Here is a 17,206-nt window from a genome sequence, read left to right as displayed (position 1 = left end):
GGTATCCGACGGAAGGCACAAAACTTGTGCACATTTTCCGGGTGCGGCGTCAAGCGCTTATTCCTGCTTTCCGCTGCTTCCAATACTTTTGTGCTAACAATCTAACTGCATGAAATATAAGGATAATTAGTGGCTGGTGAAAAAAGCCACAATTTGACCCAAGCCCCCGTGGCAAGCGGTCGGCGGGCTTTTTTACGCAGTTTATCCACCAGGTTATCCACAGCTTCTGTGGGTTTCTCGGTATTACTCCAGAATGCCCGGTTCGAGTGTGTGGGCAAGTCTTTACCTTCTGCCAAAAAGGAGTAGAGTGCGCGCCTTCCACGGTCTCTGCCGCTGTCATCCATGAGAATCCCCACCAGCGTTTCAGTTCAGGCCAGCCGTCGACTGCCCATGCACATGGCATTGTGGTTGCTCGACAATCGGTCTCTGGGCCAGGCCCGAGGCGTCAAACGCCTGGCTGGGCGTTTGCTCAAACAACCGGCACTGGATGGCGTGGTCGTGGCGCAAAGCCGCCTTGGGCGCTTGCTCTGTCATGACTGCGATAGCCAGCGTGATCGGCGTATCGGCCTGGAGCTGCTGCGCCAGGCTGCCCGCGCCGGCGATTGCCAGGCCCAGCTGGAGCTGGGGCGTCTCTATTGCCAACCCAAGCAGCGCGAGCCGGCGCTTGCCCGCCATTGGCTGGAGCAGGCGGTTTCCCGTGGCTCGGACGAAGCCAGGACGCTGCTGCGCGAGTTGCCCTGAGACTGTCGCGCTAGCGCACCCGCATCCATTCGCTCACACCACTGTGAAGATGCCCTTCAGGACGGCGACTTTTCCGCCGTCTGCTTGCGTACCGCCAGCCAGCACAGGATCGATCCCCCGCAGACCATGACTGTGCCTTGCCAGAAGGCAGGGGAAAGTGCCGTTTGCAGAAACAGGGCGGCCAGGGCGGCGGAGAGGATCGGGGTAAAGTAGGACGCCCCGGCCAGTACGGTGATGTTGCCGTGCAGGATGCCGACGTTCCACGCGGCATAGCCGAAGCCCATGGCGCCGGCAGCCATGGCCAGCGTCAGGAGCGAGTGGGCGTTGAAGTCCATGCTGCCGCTGTCCGCGATCAGGTAGTGGCTCCAGAGCGCCAGGGCGACCAGCATGAAGAACAGCGTGATGCCATTCCGGCCATTGGCGATCCGTGCGGTTACGCTGCAATAGGCTGCCCAGATCAGCGCCCCGGAGAATGCCAGGCCGTAGCTCAGCGGGTTGTCCGTGACGTTCGCCGCCATTTCGGCCAGGTCCAGTCCCTCGTCGCCGCCCAGTACCCAGCAGATTCCGAACAGTGCCAGCAGGCTGCCGGGTATCACCAGTGCGTTCGCTTTCTGGCCGTTGAAGGCAATCGCGGCGAGCAGGGTGAAGGTCGGCCACAGGTAATTGACCATGCCCACCTCGATGGCCTGGCGGCTGCTGTTGGCATAGCCGATGGAGAGCGAGAGGCACAGTTCGTACGCGATGAACAAAAGGCTGCCCCACAGCAGGTAGCGGCGGGGGAAATCGCTCAGCCTGGGAAAGCCGATGGTCAGCAGCAGGAAGATCGACGCGACGGTGTAGATCATGGCCGCCCCGCCGATGGCGCCGAAGCTTTCGCTGACGCCACGGATCAGGCCGACGATCGAACTCCACAACAGGATCGCGACGAGCCCGATGAGGGTGGCCGTGTTCTTGTTTCGCATGGGGCCTCCGGTGGTGGAAAGGCAGTAGCTTCCAGGGGAGTGCGGTAGAAAGGCAGGCTCCTTCGAGGACGGTGCCTCGAAGGAGTGGGGTTGCGGTGTACTGCTTAGATGTCGGTCACACGTTAAAGCGGAAGTGCATCACGTCACCGTCCTTGACGATGTATTCCTTGCCTTCCAGGCGCCATTTGCCGGCTTCCTTGGCACCGGCTTCGCCTTTGTACTGGATGAAGTCGTCGTAGGCGATGACTTCGGCGCGGATGAAGCCTTTCTCGAAGTCGGTGTGGATGACGGCGGCGGACTGCGGGGCGGTGGCTCCGACCTTGACGGTCCATGCGCGCACTTCCTTGACCCCGGCGGTGAAGTAGGTCTGCAGGTTGAGCAGTTCGTAGCCGGCGCGGATAACGCGATTGAGGCCGGGCTCTTCCAGGCCCAGGGCTTCAAGGAACATGTCCTTCTCTTCGCCGTCGTCGAGCTCGGCGATTTCCGCTTCGATCTTGTTGCAGACCGGTACGACAATCGCGCCTTCTTCCTCGGCGATGGCCTTGACCACGTCGAGGTGCGGGTTGCCCTCGAAGCCGTCTTCCGCGACGTTGGCGATATACATCACCGGCTTGCTGGTCAGCAGGTGGAAGCTGCGCACCAGGCGCCTTTCTTCATCGCCCAGGTTCTTCAGCAGCGAGCGCGCTGGCTTGCCTTCGGTGAAGTGGGGGATGAGTTTTTCCAGCAGGGCCTTCTGGGCCAGGGCTTCCTTGTCGCCGCCCTTGGCATTGCGCGTGACCTTCTGCAGTTGCTTCTCGCAGCTGTCCAGGTCGGCGAAGATCAGCTCCAGGTCGATGATCTCGATGTCGCGCTTCGGATCCACCGAGTTGGAGACGTGGATGACGTTGTCGTCCTCGAAGCAGCGCACCACGTGGGCGATGGCATCGGTCTCGCGGATGTTGGCGAGGAACTTGTTACCCAGCCCTTCACCCTTGGAGGCGCCAGCGACCAGGCCGGCGATATCGACGAACTCCATGGTGGTCGGCAGCACGCGCTCCGGTTTCACGATTTCTGCCAGGGCGGCCAGGCGGGCGTCCGGCATCGGTACGATGCCGCTGTTGGGTTCGATGGTGCAGAACGGGAAGTTTTCCGCCGCAATACCCGACTTGGTGAGGGCGTTGAACAGGGTGGACTTGCCGACGTTGGGCAGGCCGACGATGCCGCAATTGAATCCCATGGTGTGTCCCTCGCGCGTATGGCGGTAAAGAGTCAGGAAGTGGCTTTCTGGCTGTGCAGTTTCTGCATGGCCTTGGCCCAGTCGCCAGCGAGCATCTCGGGGACGACGCCGAGGGCGAAGTCGATGCTGGCATCCAGCATGTCCTGCTCGCTACGCGGGGCGCGACCGAGGACGAAGTTGGAGACCATGCTGGCATGCCCGGGGTGGCCGATGCCGAGCCGCAGGCGGTAGAAATTATTTTGGTTGCCGAGCTGGGCGATGATGTCGCGCAGCCCGTTGTGTCCGCCGTGTCCGCCGCCCAGTTTGAGCTTGGCGACGCCGGGCGGCATGTCGAGTTCGTCGTGCGCCACCAGAATTGCATCCGGCGCAATGCGGAAGAAATTCGCCAATGCCGCTACGGAAAGACCGCTGCGGTTCATGTAGGTGGTGGGGATGAGCAGACGGACATCATGGCCCTGGTGGCTGAACTTGCCGACCAGTCCGGAATATTTTTTGTCGGTGGTCAGGCTGATGCGCTGTTGATCGGCCAGGCGTTCGACAAAAAGGGCGCCCGCATTATGCCGGGTCCGCTCGTATTCGCTGCCCGGATTGCCCAGGCCGACGATCAGTTGGACGGCGCTCATTATTACTGTGGCCCTTTCGTGGAAAAGCCCAGCCGGGTCACGGCTGGGCTTGTCTTGTCGCGTGACGAGTGGATTACTCGGCAGCGGCTTCTGCGGTGTCGTCCTGCACGCGGCTGGCGTGGATGTTGGCCACAGCCAGGTCGTTGCCGTGAGCCAGGGCTACCAGCTCGACGCCTTTCGGCAGTTTCAGGTCGGACAGGTGAACGATCTGGCCGACTTCAACGTTGGACAGGTCGACTTCGATGAACTCCGGCAGGTTTTGCGGCAGAACCGAAACTTCGACTTCCGATACGGTGTGGGAAACTTCGCCGCCTTGCTGCTTGACGCCAACCGAAGTGGCTTCATTAGTGAAGTGCAGCGGTACGTGTGCAGTCACTTTCTGGCCAGCGACAACGCGCACGAAGTCGGCGTGCAGGACGAAGCCTTTGGCCGGGTGGCGTTGCAGGGCCTTGATCAGTACGGACTCTTGCTTGCCTTCAACGTTCAGGGTCAGAACGTGGCTGAAGGACGCTTCGCTTTCCAGCAGCTTGGCCAGTTCTTTGGCCAGCAGGCTGATGGAGCGAGGCTCTGCCTGGCCACCGTAGATAACGGCGGGAACCAGGTTGGCGTTACGACGCAGGCGGCGGCTCGCACCTTTCCCCAGGTCGGAACGCTCTTGGGCATTCAGGGTGAAATCAGTCATTTTGTTTCTCCAGAATAACAACAACGCCCGAGGCTCTTGCGACCAGGCCCGGGCGGTTGGGTAAAGGCCTCGCAGGTTTGCGAGGCATGTTTCGTCCAGTGTGTGTTCCTTAACGGAACATCGCGCTGATCGATTCTGCGTTGCTGATGCGGCGTACCGCTTCAGCGACCACTGGAGCGATGTCCAGTTGGCGAATACGGGTACAGGACTGTGCGGCGGCCGACAACGGGATGGTGTTGGTCACCACCAGTTCGTCGAGCTCGGAGCCTTCGATGTTCTCGATGGCGCGTCCTGAAAGGATCGGGTGCGTGCAATAGGCATACACCTTGGCGGCGCCGTGCTTCTTGAGCGCTGCAGCGGCATGGCACAAGGTTCCGGCGGTGTCGACCATGTCATCCACGAGGATGCAGGTACGGCCTTCGATGTCGCCGATGATGTGCATGACTTCCGACTGGTTGGCCTTGGGCCGACGCTTGTCGATGATCGCCAGGTCTACGCCCAGGGATTTGGCCACTGCACGGGCACGTACCACACCGCCGATGTCGGGGGAGACGATCATCAGGTTCTCGAAGCGCTGTGCCTGGATGTCATCGACCAGAACTGGCGAGCCGTAGATGTTATCCACCGGCATATCGAAGAAGCCCTGTATCTGATCGGCATGCAGGTCGACGGTGAGGACGCGGTTGACGCCCACCACATCGAGCATGTCGGCCACGACCTTGGCGCTGATCGGCACGCGCGCGGAGCGAGGACGACGGTCCTGGCGGGCATAGCCGAAATAGGGTACGACAGCCGTGATGCGCGTGGCAGAGGAGCGGCGGAAGGCATCGGCCATTACCACCAGTTCCATCAGGTTGTCATTGGTCGGTGCGCAGGTCGGTTGAATCAGGAAGACGTCTTTACCGCGAACGTTTTCGTTGATTTCGACGCTGATCTCGCCATCGGAGAATTTTCCGACGTAGGCATCACCGAGGGGGATATGGAGCTGACGTACGACACGCCGGGCCAGATCGGGGTTAGCGTTCCCCGTGAAGACCATCATCTTGGACACGCGCAGTACCTGCCGGCTGAGAGTAGACCTGATGAGAAAATGGCAGGGGCGGCTGGATTCGAACCAACGCATGGCAGGATCAAAACCTGCTGCCTTACCGCTTGGCGACGCCCCTGTATCGTGTAGTGAATGCTTTCGGCATTCGTGTCTCAGGCTAGAGCTTCAAGCTTTCGGTGCAACATCGAAACATTGCTTCCCTTGGCGACAAACCCTGGCAGGGATACCGAAAGTTGGGCCGAAACTTTATCAGCTTCGAGTCTGTTTGGGAAGGCCCCAAACACACAACCTCCAGTGCCGGTTAATCTAGCTGAAACGAATTTGTTTAGCAAGATCAAAGCGTTACGAACTTCTTTGTAGCGCTTTTCAACAACCGGCTGACAGTCATTCCGACCGCCCCGCTCGAGAACGGAGCGCACTTTAATGGCGGGACTATCTCGTGTCAACAGCGGATCGGAGAAAATTTCTGCTGTGCTGACAGAGACTTGCGGAACGAGCACGAGGTACCAGGGTTCCTCGGGCTCGACGGGGGTCAGTCGCTCGCCAACGCCTTCGGCGAATGCGGCATGGCCGTGGACGAAGACGGGAACGTCCGCGCCGAGGCTCAGGCCCAGTCCGGCCAGGCTCGTACGCTCGATGCCCAACTGCCACAAATGGTCGAGGCCCAGCAGTGTGGTGGCCGCGTTCGAGCTGCCGCCGCCGAGACCGCCGCCCATTGGCAGGCGTTTGTCCAGATGGATGTCTGCGCCGAGGCGGGTGCCGCTGTGGCGCTGCAGCAGGCGCGCGGCGCGCACGATCAGGTTGTGTTCGTGGTCGACCCCTGGCAGGTCCGTGTGCAGGCGGATTTCACCATCCTGCCTTGTGCTGAAGCTCAACTCGTCGCCGTAGTCGAGAAACTGAAACAGGGTCTGCAACTCATGGTAGCCATCGGGGCGGCGTCCCAGGATGTGCAGCATCAGGTTGAGCTTGGCGGGGGCGGGCAGTGTGAGCATCAGTGGCCGAGCTGGCGTGGCTGCCAGTCCTTGATGACGAGGGTGATCTGCAGGTCCTTGCCTTGCAGGCGGATTCTTTCGGGCAGGTGGTAGCCGTCCTGCTCGGTATAGCTCAGGTACTGGACGTCCCAGCCATCCTGCGAGAGTCGCTGCAGGCGGCTGTCGGCATCCAGGCTGAGACGGCTGCGGCTATCGGGTGCCGGCAGGCCGCGCACCCACCAGAACAGGTTGGAGACTGGCAATTGCCAACCGAGACGTTCGTCCAGCAGCGCTTCTGGTGAGGCTGCTTCGAAGCGACCTTCGCCGGCTATTTCCAGGCTGACGGCATCGGGGCGGCCAGTCAGGCGGGTCGCGCCACGGCCCAGTGGACCGGACAGGCGAATGTCGAAGTAGTCCTGGCGTTGCAGCCAGAACAGTGTGCCGCTACCGGAGTCGCGTGGGGCTCGAATGCCGATCTTGCCGTTGATCTGCCAGCCATCGAGGGGGGTGATATGGCTCTTGTGGACCTGCCAGTCCTGCATGTTGCCAGTGCCTTCGACGGCTTCCTTCTGTCCCAGGCCGGCGCAGCCTGTGAGCAGCAGGCCGAGCAGTACAGTGGCCAGCGCGCGTGATAAGTGCATGTTCAAGGCGTCTCTTTGCCGGTCAGGCGTCGCAGGGTTTCTTTCAGGATGGGGCTGTCGGGCTGTTCGCTCAGTGCCGTGGACCAGATCTTGCGGGCTTCCTTGTGTTTGCCCTGGGCCCAGAGCACTTCACCAAGGTGGGCGGCCACTTCGTGGTCGCGGAAGCGGGCGTAGGCACGGCGCAGGTGGCTTTCGGCCTTGTCCAGGTTGCCCAGTTTGAAGTACACCCAGCCCAGGCTGTCGAGGATGGCCGGGTCGTCCGGGTTGAGGCGGTGAGCCTGCTCGATCAGTTCGAGCGCTTCCGCGTGCCGGTCGGTGCGTTCGGCAAGGGTGTAGCCGAGGGCGTTGAGCGCCATGGCGTTGTCGGGCTCGCGTTCGAGTATGAAGCGCAGGTCCTTTTCCAGTTGCTGGGTCTGGCCACGGCGATCGGCCAGCATGGCGCGTGTATAGAGCAGGCTGAGGTCTTCGGGGTATTCCGCCAGGGCCTGCTGGATCAATTGCCAGGAAGCATCGCCGTCCTGCAGGTCGGCCAGTGCTTCGATTTCGATCAGATACAACTGGATGGCGTAGTCCGGTTGCTCCGTGCGCGCACTGGCGAGCATCCGCGAGACGGCCTGTGGGTCGCCGGTCTCGAGAAGAATCTGGCTCTGGAACAGCTTGGCTGGCAGGTATTCGTTGCTGGGGCCGACCTGTTCGTAGGCTTGCAGGGCCAGCTCCGGCTCGCCCAGTTCCTGGTAGGCGCGGCCCAGGTTGAAGTAGGCCGGGTCCAGGTGGCTGCCACGGGCGATCAGTTCTTCCAGGTAGATGATCGCTTCCTGCCAGGCTTGTGCTTCCAGGCAGACCAGGGCCATCGAGAAGCGCAGGTCGTTGTCGTCCGGGTATTGCTGGATGAGGGTGGCGAATTCGCCGATGGCCTTTTCCAGTTGGTCATGCTCGACCAGGGTGCGTGCATAGGTCAGGCGCAGGCGTTTGTCGTCGGGGTTGCGACGCAGGCCGTTTTCCAGCAGGGGCAAGGCTTCGTCGCCGCGGTCGAGTGCTTGCAGCAAGCGGGCGCGAAGCAGGATCGAGGGCACCTGCTGCTGGGCAGTGGGCTGCTTTTCCAGCAATGCCAGGGCTTCCTCGGGGCGTTCGTCCTGTTGCAGCAGGACGGCCTTGCCGAAGACCAGTTGCGGATTCTGCGGGTACTTGACCAGGAGTCGGTCGAAGCTTTGCAGCAGGCCGGCGCGGGTATCCGGGTCGCTTTCCACCGCCGACAGGGCGAGGAAGTCGAAGTGGGTGTCGCCCTGGCCGCTCAGGACTTTCTCCATGAACTCCAGGGATTCCTCGTAGTACCCGGCGCGTGCCAGTTGTATGGCGGCGGCGCGCTGGGCGTCGAGGCTGTCCGGGGCGTTGCGGGCCCATATGAGTACTGAGTCCAGTGCCGGTTGCGCGGCGCCCATGTACTCGGCGATGCGGAAGCTGCGCTCGGCCACGCCGGCATCCTGTGTGATGCGTGCCTGGCGTACATAGTTGTCGAGGGCGATATCGAAGCGGTTGCGCTGGCCGGCGAGCTCAGCGACCAGCAGGGCGTAGAGGCTGTCCTGGGTGAAGGCGCCGTAGGTCATGGGCGCGCTGGGCACCGAGGCGTTCTGTTCGCTGGGGTCGACCGGAGGGCTGCTTTCCTGCGCGGTCGTCTGGCAACCGGCGATGAGCAACGTGGCGGCTAGGGCAAGGAGTCTGTTCATGGAAGGCACGGCTGGTTTGCGGTTGCGGGCATGATGACACAAGCCGTCAGGCAAGCCCATGGGCGGCCCGGGACGGGTTCCCGTGGCACGATCGATTCAGACAATCATGTGCGGTGGTTGTTCTCGATCTGTCGAAGTAGGAGAATTGCGCGCTCTTTTTCATGATTCAGCGATTCTGCATGGCCTTCATCGCGCTTGGTATCAATCATAAGACCGCCTCGGTGGATGTCCGCGAGCGTGTCGCCTTCACGCCCGAGCAGATGGTTGAGGCCTTGCAGGCGTTGTGTCGCCTCACGCCCACACGTGAGGCCGCGATACTCTCGACCTGCAATCGCAGTGAGCTTTACCTGCAGCAGGATGTGGCGGCGACGGACGAGGTGCTGACCTGGCTCGCCGACTATCACCGCCTCAGTCTCGACGAGTTGCGCGCCTGTGCCTATGTGCACACCGACGACAAGGCTGTGCGGCACATGATGCGCGTGGCCTCCGGGCTCGATTCGATGGTGCTGGGCGAGCCGCAGATTCTCGGCCAGATGAAATCCGCCTATGCCGTTGCCCGTGAAGCCGGAAGCGTCGGGCCGCTGCTGGGACGGTTGTTCCAGGCTACGTTCAGCACCGCCAAGGTGGTGCGCACCGACACCGCGATCGGCGAGAACCCGGTCTCGGTGGCCTTTGCCGCAGTCAGCCTGGCGAAACAGATATTCAGCGACCTGCACCGCAGCCAGGCGCTGCTGATCGGCGCCGGCGAGACCATCACGCTGGTTGCGCGCCACCTGCACGAACAGGGCGTCAAGCGCATCGTCGTCGCCAACCGGACCCTGGAGCGTGCCAGCACGCTGGCCGAGGAGTTCGGTGCCCATGCCATCCTGCTCGCCGATATTCCGCAGGAGCTGTACAACAGCGACATCGTCATCAGTTCCACTGCCAGCCAGTTGCCGATCCTTGGCAAGGGCGCGGTGGAGCAGGCGCTCAAGCGCCGCCGGCACAAGCCGATGTTCATGGTCGACATCGCCGTGCCACGGGACATCGAGCCGCAGGTCGGCGAGCTGGAAGACGTCTACCTGTACTCCGTCGACGACCTGCATGAAGTGGTCGCGGAGAACCTCAAGAGCCGCCAGGGCGCGGCGCAGGCTGCCGAGGCGCTGGTCAACATCGGCACCGATGACTTCATGTCGCGGCTGCGCGAGCTGGCGGCGGTGGACGTCCTCAAGGCGTATCGCCAGCAGGCCGAGCGGATTCGCGACGAAGAGCTGGGCAAGGCCCAGCGTTTGCTCGCCAATGGCTCGTCGGTCGAGGACGTGATGGCGCAACTGGCGCGCGGCCTGACCAACAAGCTGCTGCATGCGCCCAGCGTGCAACTGAAGAAACTGTCGGCCGAAGGCCGTATCGAGGCATTGGCCATGGCCCAGGAACTTTTCGCTCTCAACCAGGGCCCGGACAAGTCATGAAACCCTCGTTATTGAAGAAACTCGACATCCTGCAGGATCGTTTCGAGGAGTTGACCGCGCTGCTGGGCGATGCCGAAGTCATTAACGATCAGACGCGTTTTCGCGGCTATTCCAAGGAATATGCCGAAGTCGAGCCGGTGATCGAGGCTTATCGCAGCCTGCTCAGGGTGCAGGCCGATCTCGGCGATGCCCAGGCCATGCTCAAGGACAGCGACCCCGATGTGCGGGAAATGGCGGCGGAAGAGGTCGAACAATCGCGTGCGGCGCTGCAGTCCCTGGAGGACAGCTTGCAACGCATGCTGTTGCCGCGCGATCCGCGTGACGGGCGCAACGTATTCCTGGAGATTCGCGCCGGTACCGGTGGCGATGAGGCGGCGATCTTTTCCGGCGACCTGTTCCGCATGTACCTGCGCTATGCCGAAAGGCAGGGCTGGCGGGTCGAAGTGCTGTCGGAGAACCCCGGCGAGCACGGCGGCTACAAGGAAATCATCAGCCGGGTCGAGGGCGACAACGTCTACGCCAAGCTGAAGTTCGAGTCCGGTGCCCACCGCGTGCAGCGCGTGCCGGAAACCGAATCCCAGGGACGCATCCACACCTCGGCCTGTACCGTGGCGGTGCTGGCGGAGCCGGACGAGCAGGCGGCCATCGAGATCAATAGCGCCGACCTGCGGGTGGACACCTACCGCGCTTCCGGTGCGGGTGGGCAGCACATCAACAAGACCGATTCCGCCGTGCGTATCACGCACTTGCCCACCGGTATCGTCGTCGAGTGCCAGGAAGAACGCTCCCAGCACAAGAACCGCGCGCGGGCCATGTCCTGGCTGGCGGCCCGGTTGCAGGACATGCAGGACAGCGCCGCACACAAGGAAATCTCCGATACGCGCAAGCTGCTGGTCGGTTCCGGTGACCGCTCCGAGCGTATCCGCACCTATAACTTTCCCCAGGGGCGGGTCACCGATCACCGCATCAACCTGACGCTCTACTCCCTCAACGAGGTGATCGCGGGTTCGGTGGAACAGGTGATAGAGCCGTTGTTGCAGGAATACCAGGCGGATCAACTGGCTGCACTGGGCGACTGATCCATACGAGCCAGACCGATGCCGACCATCGAATCACTGTTGAACGAGGCTGACCTGCCTGACTCGCCGAGCGCCAGGCTGGATGCGCAGTGGCTGCTGGCCGAGGTGCTGGGCAAGCCGGTCAGCTACCTGCGCACCTGGCCGGAGCGTGAGGTGGAGCCGCCGCAGGTCGAGCGTTATGCCTCTTTCCTGGTGCGTCGCCGTCAGGGCGAGCCGGTGGCCTATATCCTCGGACGGCAGGGCTTCTGGAGCCTCGATCTGGAGGTGGCGCCGCATACGCTGATTCCCCGTCCGGATACCGAACTGCTGGTGGAAACGGCTTTGCAGACGCTGCCGGCCGGGCCGCAGCAGTTGCTCGACCTGGGCACCGGCACGGGCGCGATTGCCCTGGCGCTGGCCTGTGAGCGGCCCGCCTGGCAGGTTTTGGGCGTGGATCGTGTCGAAGAGGCGGTCGCCCTGGCGCTGCGCAACCGGCAGCGGCTGCACATGAGCAATGCCGATTTCAGGCTGAGCCACTGGTTCGATGCCCTGGGTGGGCAGCGTTTCCACATGATCCTGAGCAATCCGCCTTATATCCGTGCCGATGACCAGCACCTGCAACAGGGCGATGTGCGCTTCGAGCCGGCCAGTGCGCTGATTTCCGGGGCCGATGGGCTGGATGATATCCGCCATATCGTCACGACGGCCCCAGGGCATTTGCTGGCGGGTGGCTGGCTGTTGCTGGAGCATGGCTACGACCAGGCGGCGGCTGTCCGCGGCCTGTTGTTAGAGCGGGGTTTTGTCCAGGTCGCCAGCCTGTGCGATCTGGCCGGGCACGAGCGGGTCAGTCTCGGGTGCTGGCCATGTGTTGCGGAGGCCGACAATGCTGGATGACCAGGAATTGTTGCGCTACAGCCGGCAGATTCTGTTGCCGCAGGTCGATATCGCCGGGCAATTGCGCCTGCGCCAGAGCCGGGTGCTGATCGTCGGGCTGGGTGGGCTGGGCTCGCCCGTGGCGTTGTACCTGGCGGCCGCTGGCGTGGGCGAGTTGCACCTGGCCGACTTCGACGAGGTGGACGTAAGCAACCTGCAGCGGCAGGTCTTGCACGATTCGGACGCCCTGGGCAGCAGCAAGGCCGAGTCAGCGCGGCGTCGGCTTGGCGCATTGAATCCTCATGTGCGCTTGGTGGTGCATGACGAGCGCCTGGAGGCCGAGTCCCTGGCGCAGGCAGTCGCAGCGGTCGATCTGGTAATGGATTGCACGGACAACTTCGCCAGCCGCGAAGCGATCAATCGTGCTTGCGTACAGGCCCGGCGTCCGCTGGTCAGCGGCGCGGCGATCCGGCTGGAAGGGCAGGTTTGTGTGTTCGATCCGCGTGATGCCGAGAGCCCTTGCTACCACTGCCTGTATGGGCACGGTGACGAGGCGGAGCTGACCTGCAGCGAAGCGGGCGTGCTCGGCCCTCTGGTCGGGCTGGTCGGCAGCGTGCAGGCGCTGGAGGCGCTGAAGTTGCTGGCCGGTTTTGGCGAACCGTTGCGTGGTCGCTTGCTGCGGATCGATGCCCTGAGCAGCCGTTTCCGCGAGCTGCGTGTGCGGCGTGATCCATCATGCAGTGTCTGCGGCCCCGCGCACGGTGCTGTCCATGAGTGAATCGCGGGCGGTCGGGGTGTTCGATTCCGGTGTCGGTGGCTTGTCGGTCCTGCGCGAGATTCACGCACGTTTGCCCGGGCAACCGCTGATCTACCTGGCGGACAGTGCCCATGTGCCCTACGGCGAGAAAACCCCGGAGTTCATCCGCGAGCGTTGCCGCCGCATCGCCGATTTTTTGCTGGCGCAGGGGGCTTGTGCGCTGGTGCTGGCCTGCAACACCGCGACGGCGGCAGCGATCAGCGACCTGCGCAGTCTTTATCCGGGGTTGCCGTTGGTGGGCATGGAGCCGGCGGTCAAGCCTGCCGCCCAGGCCACGCGAACCGGTGTGATTGGCGTGCTGGCGACGACTGGCACGCTGCGCAGCGCCAAGTTCGCCGCCTTGCTCGACCAGGTCGGGCATGACGTCAACGTCATCATGCAGCCTTGTCCCGGGTTGGTGGAGCGCATCGAGGCCGGCGAACTGGCTTCGCCTGCGACCCGTGCCTTGCTGGCCGCCTGGGTAGAGCCGTTGCTGGCGGCTGGCTGCGATACGCTGATCCTGGGCTGCACCCATTACCCGTTCATCCGACCCTTGCTCGAAGATATGTTGCCGGCTAGTGTCAGTCTGATCGACACCGGCGCCGCCGTGGCGCGGCGGCTGGAGGGCTTGCTGGCGGAGCGTGGATTTCTGTCTGGTGGGAGCGATGATGCCCCCATCCGTTTCTGGAGCAGTGCCGCGCCACAGCGTATGGCGAGCGTACTACCGCTGCTCTGGGGGCATGAGGCCGAAGTGGGTTTTTTCGCCGGCTAAGGCCGTTGTGTACGAAAGCGCCCTATTGAGTGGAACTCGTTATTTCAGTCGCTATCTGAGAAAAACAATAGAAAAACCGTAGCACTTGATTAAGGAAGACCTGATGAAAGAGAGCATTTCAATCGCCGCCATCATGGCGTTGCTGCTGGCGCCGGTTGCGGCGCAGGCTGTTGATTTCACTGCTGCGGTCGGGCGAACGGGGGAGTCGACCAACACCTACCGCCTCGGTGCGCAGTGGGATTTCGGGCGGAGCTGGTTCGAGAGTGGCGTCGGCAAGCTGGGAGGGTACTGGGATGCCGGTTACACCTACTGGCAGGGCGACAAGACATCGAGCAACCACAGCCTGTCGCTGACGCCGGTTTTCGTCTATGAGTTCGCCGGGCGCTCGGTGAAGCCTTACATCGAGGCTGGTATCGGCATTGCCGCCTTCGAAAGCACCCGCATCGAAAACAACGACCTGGGGTCTTCATTCCAGTTCGAGGATCGCATCGGCGCGGGCCTGCGCTTCTCGGGTGGGCACGAGGTCGGTATTCGTGCGATCCACTATTCCAATGCCGGTATCAAGAAGCCCAATGATGGTGTGGAGAGCTACTCCCTGCACTACCGCCACGCGTTCTAGCGGACACCATTCCGTAGGGAAAAGCGCCCCGTCGCGCTTTTCCCTTGTCCCTCAGTCTTTATGGCTGTTCTTCGTTCAACTGCTTGCTGCGCCAGCCTTGTCCGCCCGGCAGTAGCAGGTTGAGCAGCAACGCGGTGATGGCGCACAGCGATATGCCGGAGAGGCTGAATTCGCTGCTGCCGATCACCATGCCGCCTATGCCGAATACCAGTGTCACCGAGACGATGATCAGGTTGCGCGACTCGGAGAGGTCGATCTGGTGGCGGATCAGCGTGCTCAGGCCCACCACGGCAATGGAGCCGAACAGCAGGCAGAGAATGCCGCCCATCACTGGCACGGGAATGCTCAGCAGCCCGGCGCCGAACTTGCCGACGAAGGCCAGGCCGATGGCGAATACCGAGGCCCAGGTCATGATTTTGGGGTTGTAGCTCTTGGTCAGCATCACCGCGCCGGTGACTTCGGCGTAGGTGGTGTTGGGCGGGCCGCCGAACAGGCCGGCCGCCGAGGTGGCGATGCCGTCACCCAGCAGGGTCCGGTGCAGACCGGGCTTCTTGATGTAGTTCTGTCCGGTGACACTGCCGACGGCGACGACGCCGCCGATGTGCTCGATGGCGGGAGCCAGCGCGACCGGAACCATGAACAGGATCGCGCCCCAGTGGAACTCCGGTGCGACGAATGCAGGCATGGCCAGCCAGGGCGCCTGGGCCATGGCGTTGGTGTCGACGATGCCGAACGCGAGTGACAGGCTGTAGCCGACCGCCACGCCCGCCAGGATCGGCACCAGGCGGAACAGTCCGCGACCGAGTACGGCGACCAGCAGGGTGGTCAGCAAGGCCGCCATGGAGATCAGCATGGCGGTTTCATAGGGCACCAGTTGCGCAGCGCCATCGCCGGACTTGCCCATGGCCATGTTCACTGCGACCGGCGACAGCGCCAGGCCGATGGAGATGATCACCGGTGCGATCACCACCGGCGGCAGCAGGCGGTCGATGAAGCCCGGCCCTTTGAGGCGTACCGCCAACCCCATCAGCATGTAGACCACGCCGGCTGCGACCACGCCGCCGAGCACAGCGGGCAGGCCGAATTCTCCTTTCGCGGCGATGATCGGCGCGATGAAGGCGAAACTCGATGCGAGGAATACCGGTACTTGCCGGCCTGTCGTCAACTGGAACAGCAGGGTGCCCAGGCCGGCGGTGAACAGCGCCACATTCGGGTCCATGCCGGTGATCAGCGGCATCAGCACCAGGGCGCCGAACGCCACGAACAGCATCTGTGCGCCAGACAGCGCCTGGCGCCAGGTCGGCTCGTGCGGGAGGTCGGGCATGCTCATACGTCCTTTTGCTTGGTGCCGAAGATCTTGTCCCCGGCATCGCCCAGGCCGGGAACGATATAGCCGTTCTCATCCAGGTGCTGGTCGATCGACGCGGTGTAGATGTCCACGTCCGGATGCGCCTTGGTCACCGCAGCGATGCCTTCGGGAGCCGCGACCAGGACCATGGCACGGATTTCCGTACAGCCGGCTTTCTTCAGCATGTCGATGGTGGCGATCATGGAGCCGCCGGTCGCCAGCATCGGGTCGATGATCATGGCCAGGCGGCGGTCGATCTGCGGGACCAGCTTTTCCAGGTAGGTCTGCGCCTGGAAGGTCTCCTCGTTGCGGGCGATGCCGACGGCACTGACCTTGGCGCCCGGAATCAGGTTGAGCACGCCGTCGAGCATGCCGATGCCCGCACGCAGGATGGGCACCACGGTGATCTTCTTGCCGGATATCTTGTCGACCTGTACGGCACCGCACCAGCCTTCGATTTCTTCGTTCTCCAGAGGCAGGTCACGGGTCGCCTCGTAGGTCAGGATGGAGCCGATTTCCTGGGCCAGTTCGCGAAAGTTCTTGGTGCTGATATCAGCCCGGCGCATCAGGCCGATCTTGTGGCGTACCAGTGGGTGGCGAATCTCGTGAATGGGCATGGCGGCTCCGGTTGGCAGTGAATGGGCGCTAGGGTAATGCATCCCCGTGCGTGGCGTCATCGCTTCACCGGGTCGCAATGACGCGGCCTGCGGCACTTGCTGCTGCCGGGGTGTCTGGTTATCTTCAGCGGCTTTTCCGGGCCCATGCCTGTCGAGTGGGAGCGTTGCCGATGTCCGTCGATCTTGCACATATCCGCCAGGTGATGGCCGAAGCCGATTGCCTTCACGACGAAGCGGAGGTGGAGGCTGCGATCAGGGCGGTCGCGCAACAGATCAACCAGGAACTGGCCGAGCGCAATCCCGTGGTGTTCTGCGTCATGAACGGCGGGCTGATCTTCTCCGGCAAGCTGGCCACATTGCTGGATTTCCCATTGGAGATGTCTTACCTGCAAGCCACGCGCTACCGCAACCAGACCACCGGGGGAGAGCTGTTCTGGAAAGCCAAGCCGGAGATTTCCTTCATCGACCGCGATGTGCTGATCATCGATGACATCCTCGATGAGGGGCATACCCTCAATGCCATCATCGAGTTCTGCAAGCATGCCGGGGCTGCCGAGGTACATACGGCGGTGTTGGTGGACAAACGTCATCAGCGCAAGGCGTTTCCTGGCATGAAGGCCACCTACACCGGGCTGTTCTGTGACGACCGTTACGTGTTCGGCTATGGGATGGACTACAAGGGTTACTGGCGAAATGCTCCTGGCATCTTCGCGGTCAAGGGACTTTGAGCGAAGCAGGCGGTCTGCTGCGCTGTTCCCTTTTCTCCCAGTTGGAGTGTTACCGGAGGCGGCACCCCGTGGTGGTCGGGTTCGTTGAAACCATGAGTGCTACTAAAGGCCAATCGCCGTGCGCTGCGATATGGCCCTGAATGTCAGTCGACGAATCAGTCCGTATCGAGGGTGGAAGGCTCTGCGATGCACTTTGCCGTATATGGGAATGGCAACTAAGCTCGATTCGTGACCTCTAAGGTTTCATGGTTTGCATCGCCGCCAATGGCTGAGTTGACGCGGTCATTAGCACTAAAGGATTACACGCTAAATCAAACCTTGGTGCGCTTAACCCGACGC

At 62.6% G+C, this 17,206-nt stretch carries 18 protein-coding genes and 1 tRNA gene; 8 read left to right on the top strand and 11 right to left on the bottom strand.

Going from position 1 to position 17,206, the window contains the following annotated elements:
- The first annotated feature begins 342 nt into the window (after window positions 1-342).
- Entirely contained in the window at window positions 343-741 is a 399-nt protein-coding gene (locus tag HW090_RS05115; RefSeq protein ID WP_179112459.1) for a tetratricopeptide repeat protein, read from the top strand.
- A gap of 56 nt (window positions 742-797) precedes the next feature.
- Here HW090_RS05115 and yddG read toward each other — a convergent pair whose 3' ends face one another.
- The 9 genes from yddG to HW090_RS05070 form a co-directional block, all read right to left on the bottom strand.
- Window positions 798-1,703 (bottom strand): aromatic amino acid DMT transporter YddG, encoded by a 906-nt coding sequence (gene yddG / locus HW090_RS05110; protein WP_179112458.1) that lies wholly within the window; start codon window positions 1,701-1,703, stop codon window positions 798-800.
- 115 nt (window positions 1,704-1,818) lie between these two features.
- Window positions 1,819-2,919 carry a redox-regulated ATPase YchF gene (ychF, locus tag HW090_RS05105; RefSeq protein WP_179112457.1) on the bottom strand — a complete coding sequence of 367 codons (1,101 nt, stop codon included), beginning with the start codon at window positions 2,917-2,919 and terminating at the stop codon, window positions 1,819-1,821.
- Window positions 2,920-2,951: 32 nt separating this feature from the next.
- Complete coding sequence (pth, locus tag HW090_RS05100) at window positions 2,952-3,542, bottom strand: aminoacyl-tRNA hydrolase (RefSeq protein ID WP_179112456.1); 591 nt, start codon at window positions 3,540-3,542, stop codon at window positions 2,952-2,954.
- A 73-nt stretch (window positions 3,543-3,615) separates the two neighbouring features.
- Window positions 3,616-4,224 carry a 50S ribosomal protein L25/general stress protein Ctc gene (locus HW090_RS05095; protein WP_179112455.1) on the bottom strand — a complete coding sequence of 203 codons (609 nt, stop codon included), beginning with the start codon at window positions 4,222-4,224 and terminating at the stop codon, window positions 3,616-3,618.
- A 109-nt stretch (window positions 4,225-4,333) separates the two neighbouring features.
- Window positions 4,334-5,275, bottom strand: coding sequence for a ribose-phosphate pyrophosphokinase (locus tag HW090_RS05090; RefSeq protein WP_179112454.1), 942 nt, complete (start codon window positions 5,273-5,275; stop codon window positions 4,334-4,336).
- 40 nt (window positions 5,276-5,315) lie between these two features.
- Window positions 5,316-5,390, bottom strand: a tRNA-Gln gene (locus HW090_RS05085).
- A 34-nt stretch (window positions 5,391-5,424) separates the two neighbouring features.
- Window positions 5,425-6,264, bottom strand: coding sequence for a 4-(cytidine 5'-diphospho)-2-C-methyl-D-erythritol kinase (ispE, locus tag HW090_RS05080; protein WP_179112453.1), 840 nt, complete (start codon window positions 6,262-6,264; stop codon window positions 5,425-5,427).
- A complete protein-coding gene (gene lolB, locus HW090_RS05075) occupies window positions 6,264-6,884 on the bottom strand; it encodes a lipoprotein insertase outer membrane protein LolB (protein WP_179112452.1) in 621 nt (206 codons plus the stop codon). Before lolB ends, ispE begins: the two co-directional genes overlap by 1 nt.
- A gap of 2 nt (window positions 6,885-6,886) precedes the next feature.
- Window positions 6,887-8,608: a tetratricopeptide repeat protein gene (locus HW090_RS05070; protein WP_179112451.1), complete on the bottom strand. Its 1,722-nt coding sequence runs from the start codon at window positions 8,606-8,608 to the stop codon at window positions 6,887-6,889.
- Window positions 8,609-8,787: 179 nt separating this feature from the next.
- Here HW090_RS05070 and hemA point away from each other — a divergent pair, with 179 nt between their 5' ends.
- The 6 genes from hemA to HW090_RS05040 all read left to right on the top strand — a co-directional run bounded on the left by hemA (window position 8,788) and on the right by HW090_RS05040 (window position 14,174).
- Window positions 8,788-10,056, top strand: coding sequence for a glutamyl-tRNA reductase (gene hemA, locus HW090_RS05065; RefSeq protein WP_179112450.1), 1,269 nt, complete (start codon window positions 8,788-8,790; stop codon window positions 10,054-10,056).
- Window positions 10,053-11,135, top strand: a complete 1,083-nt coding sequence (gene prfA, locus HW090_RS05060) for a peptide chain release factor 1 (RefSeq protein WP_179112449.1) — start codon at window positions 10,053-10,055, stop codon at window positions 11,133-11,135. Before hemA ends, prfA begins: the two co-directional genes overlap by 4 nt.
- An 18-nt stretch (window positions 11,136-11,153) precedes the next feature.
- Window positions 11,154-12,008: a peptide chain release factor N(5)-glutamine methyltransferase gene (gene prmC, locus HW090_RS05055; RefSeq protein WP_179112448.1), complete on the top strand. Its 855-nt coding sequence runs from the start codon at window positions 11,154-11,156 to the stop codon at window positions 12,006-12,008.
- Complete coding sequence (locus HW090_RS05050; protein WP_179112447.1) at window positions 11,998-12,765, top strand: molybdopterin-synthase adenylyltransferase MoeB; 768 nt, start codon at window positions 11,998-12,000, stop codon at window positions 12,763-12,765. The genes prmC and HW090_RS05050 overlap by 11 nt, the downstream gene beginning before the upstream one ends.
- Entirely contained in the window at window positions 12,758-13,555 is a 798-nt protein-coding gene (murI, locus tag HW090_RS05045) for a glutamate racemase (RefSeq protein WP_179112446.1), read from the top strand. The genes HW090_RS05050 and murI overlap by 8 nt, the downstream gene beginning before the upstream one ends.
- A gap of 103 nt (window positions 13,556-13,658) precedes the next feature.
- Complete coding sequence (locus HW090_RS05040; protein WP_179112445.1) at window positions 13,659-14,174, top strand: acyloxyacyl hydrolase; 516 nt, start codon at window positions 13,659-13,661, stop codon at window positions 14,172-14,174.
- A gap of 58 nt (window positions 14,175-14,232) precedes the next feature.
- Here HW090_RS05040 and HW090_RS05035 read toward each other — a convergent pair whose 3' ends face one another.
- Together HW090_RS05035 and upp are read right to left on the bottom strand one after the other, a co-directional pair.
- A complete protein-coding gene (locus tag HW090_RS05035; RefSeq protein ID WP_256930750.1) occupies window positions 14,233-15,498 on the bottom strand; it encodes a uracil-xanthine permease family protein in 1,266 nt (421 codons plus the stop codon).
- A gap of 2 nt (window positions 15,499-15,500) precedes the next feature.
- The gene (upp, locus tag HW090_RS05030; RefSeq protein ID WP_179112443.1) at window positions 15,501-16,139 is read right to left on the bottom strand and encodes a uracil phosphoribosyltransferase; all 639 of its coding nucleotides are present in this window, start codon (window positions 16,137-16,139) and stop codon (window positions 15,501-15,503) included.
- A 170-nt stretch (window positions 16,140-16,309) separates the two neighbouring features.
- Between upp and HW090_RS05025 the strand changes: the two genes are divergently transcribed.
- Window positions 16,310-16,867: a hypoxanthine-guanine phosphoribosyltransferase gene (locus tag HW090_RS05025; protein WP_179112442.1), complete on the top strand. Its 558-nt coding sequence runs from the start codon at window positions 16,310-16,312 to the stop codon at window positions 16,865-16,867.
- The last annotated feature ends 339 nt before the right edge of the window (window positions 16,868-17,206 follow it).

The organism is Pseudomonas sp. ABC1 (genome assembly GCF_013395055.1).
In the GTDB taxonomy this organism is placed as follows: Bacteria; Pseudomonadota; Gammaproteobacteria; order Pseudomonadales; family Pseudomonadaceae; genus Stutzerimonas.
This window is presented reverse-complemented; position numbering and strand designations above follow the sequence as displayed.

What these genes read in the sequence shown, in the direction of transcription:
- prfA (WP_179112449.1), top strand. Translation starts at nt 10,053, where the DNA reads ATGAAACCCTCGTTATTGAAGAAACTCGACATCCTGCAGGATCGTTTC.
- HW090_RS05035 (WP_256930750.1), bottom strand. Translation starts at nt 15,498, where the DNA reads ATGCCCGACCTCCCGCACGAGCCGACCTGGCGCCAGGCGCTGTCTGGC.
- lolB (WP_179112452.1), bottom strand. Translation starts at nt 6,884, where the DNA reads ATGCACTTATCACGCGCGCTGGCCACTGTACTGCTCGGCCTGCTGCTC.
- HW090_RS05095 (WP_179112455.1), bottom strand. Translation starts at nt 4,224, where the DNA reads ATGACTGATTTCACCCTGAATGCCCAAGAGCGTTCCGACCTGGGGAAA.
- hemA (WP_179112450.1), top strand. Translation starts at nt 8,788, where the DNA reads ATGGCCTTCATCGCGCTTGGTATCAATCATAAGACCGCCTCGGTGGAT.
- HW090_RS05040 (WP_179112445.1), top strand. Translation starts at nt 13,659, where the DNA reads ATGAAAGAGAGCATTTCAATCGCCGCCATCATGGCGTTGCTGCTGGCG.
- HW090_RS05070 (WP_179112451.1), bottom strand. Translation starts at nt 8,608, where the DNA reads ATGAACAGACTCCTTGCCCTAGCCGCCACGTTGCTCATCGCCGGTTGC.
- yddG (WP_179112458.1), bottom strand. Translation starts at nt 1,703, where the DNA reads ATGCGAAACAAGAACACGGCCACCCTCATCGGGCTCGTCGCGATCCTG.
- ispE (WP_179112453.1), bottom strand. Translation starts at nt 6,264, where the DNA reads ATGCTCACACTGCCCGCCCCCGCCAAGCTCAACCTGATGCTGCACATC.
- prmC (WP_179112448.1), top strand. Translation starts at nt 11,154, where the DNA reads ATGCCGACCATCGAATCACTGTTGAACGAGGCTGACCTGCCTGACTCG.
- HW090_RS05115 (WP_179112459.1), top strand. Translation starts at nt 343, where the DNA reads ATGAGAATCCCCACCAGCGTTTCAGTTCAGGCCAGCCGTCGACTGCCC.
- ychF (WP_179112457.1), bottom strand. Translation starts at nt 2,919, where the DNA reads ATGGGATTCAATTGCGGCATCGTCGGCCTGCCCAACGTCGGCAAGTCC.
- pth (WP_179112456.1), bottom strand. Translation starts at nt 3,542, where the DNA reads ATGAGCGCCGTCCAACTGATCGTCGGCCTGGGCAATCCGGGCAGCGAA.
- upp (WP_179112443.1), bottom strand. Translation starts at nt 16,139, where the DNA reads ATGCCCATTCACGAGATTCGCCACCCACTGGTACGCCACAAGATCGGC.
- HW090_RS05025 (WP_179112442.1), top strand. Translation starts at nt 16,310, where the DNA reads ATGTCCGTCGATCTTGCACATATCCGCCAGGTGATGGCCGAAGCCGAT.
- HW090_RS05050 (WP_179112447.1), top strand. Translation starts at nt 11,998, where the DNA reads ATGCTGGATGACCAGGAATTGTTGCGCTACAGCCGGCAGATTCTGTTG.
- murI (WP_179112446.1), top strand. Translation starts at nt 12,758, where the DNA reads ATGAGTGAATCGCGGGCGGTCGGGGTGTTCGATTCCGGTGTCGGTGGC.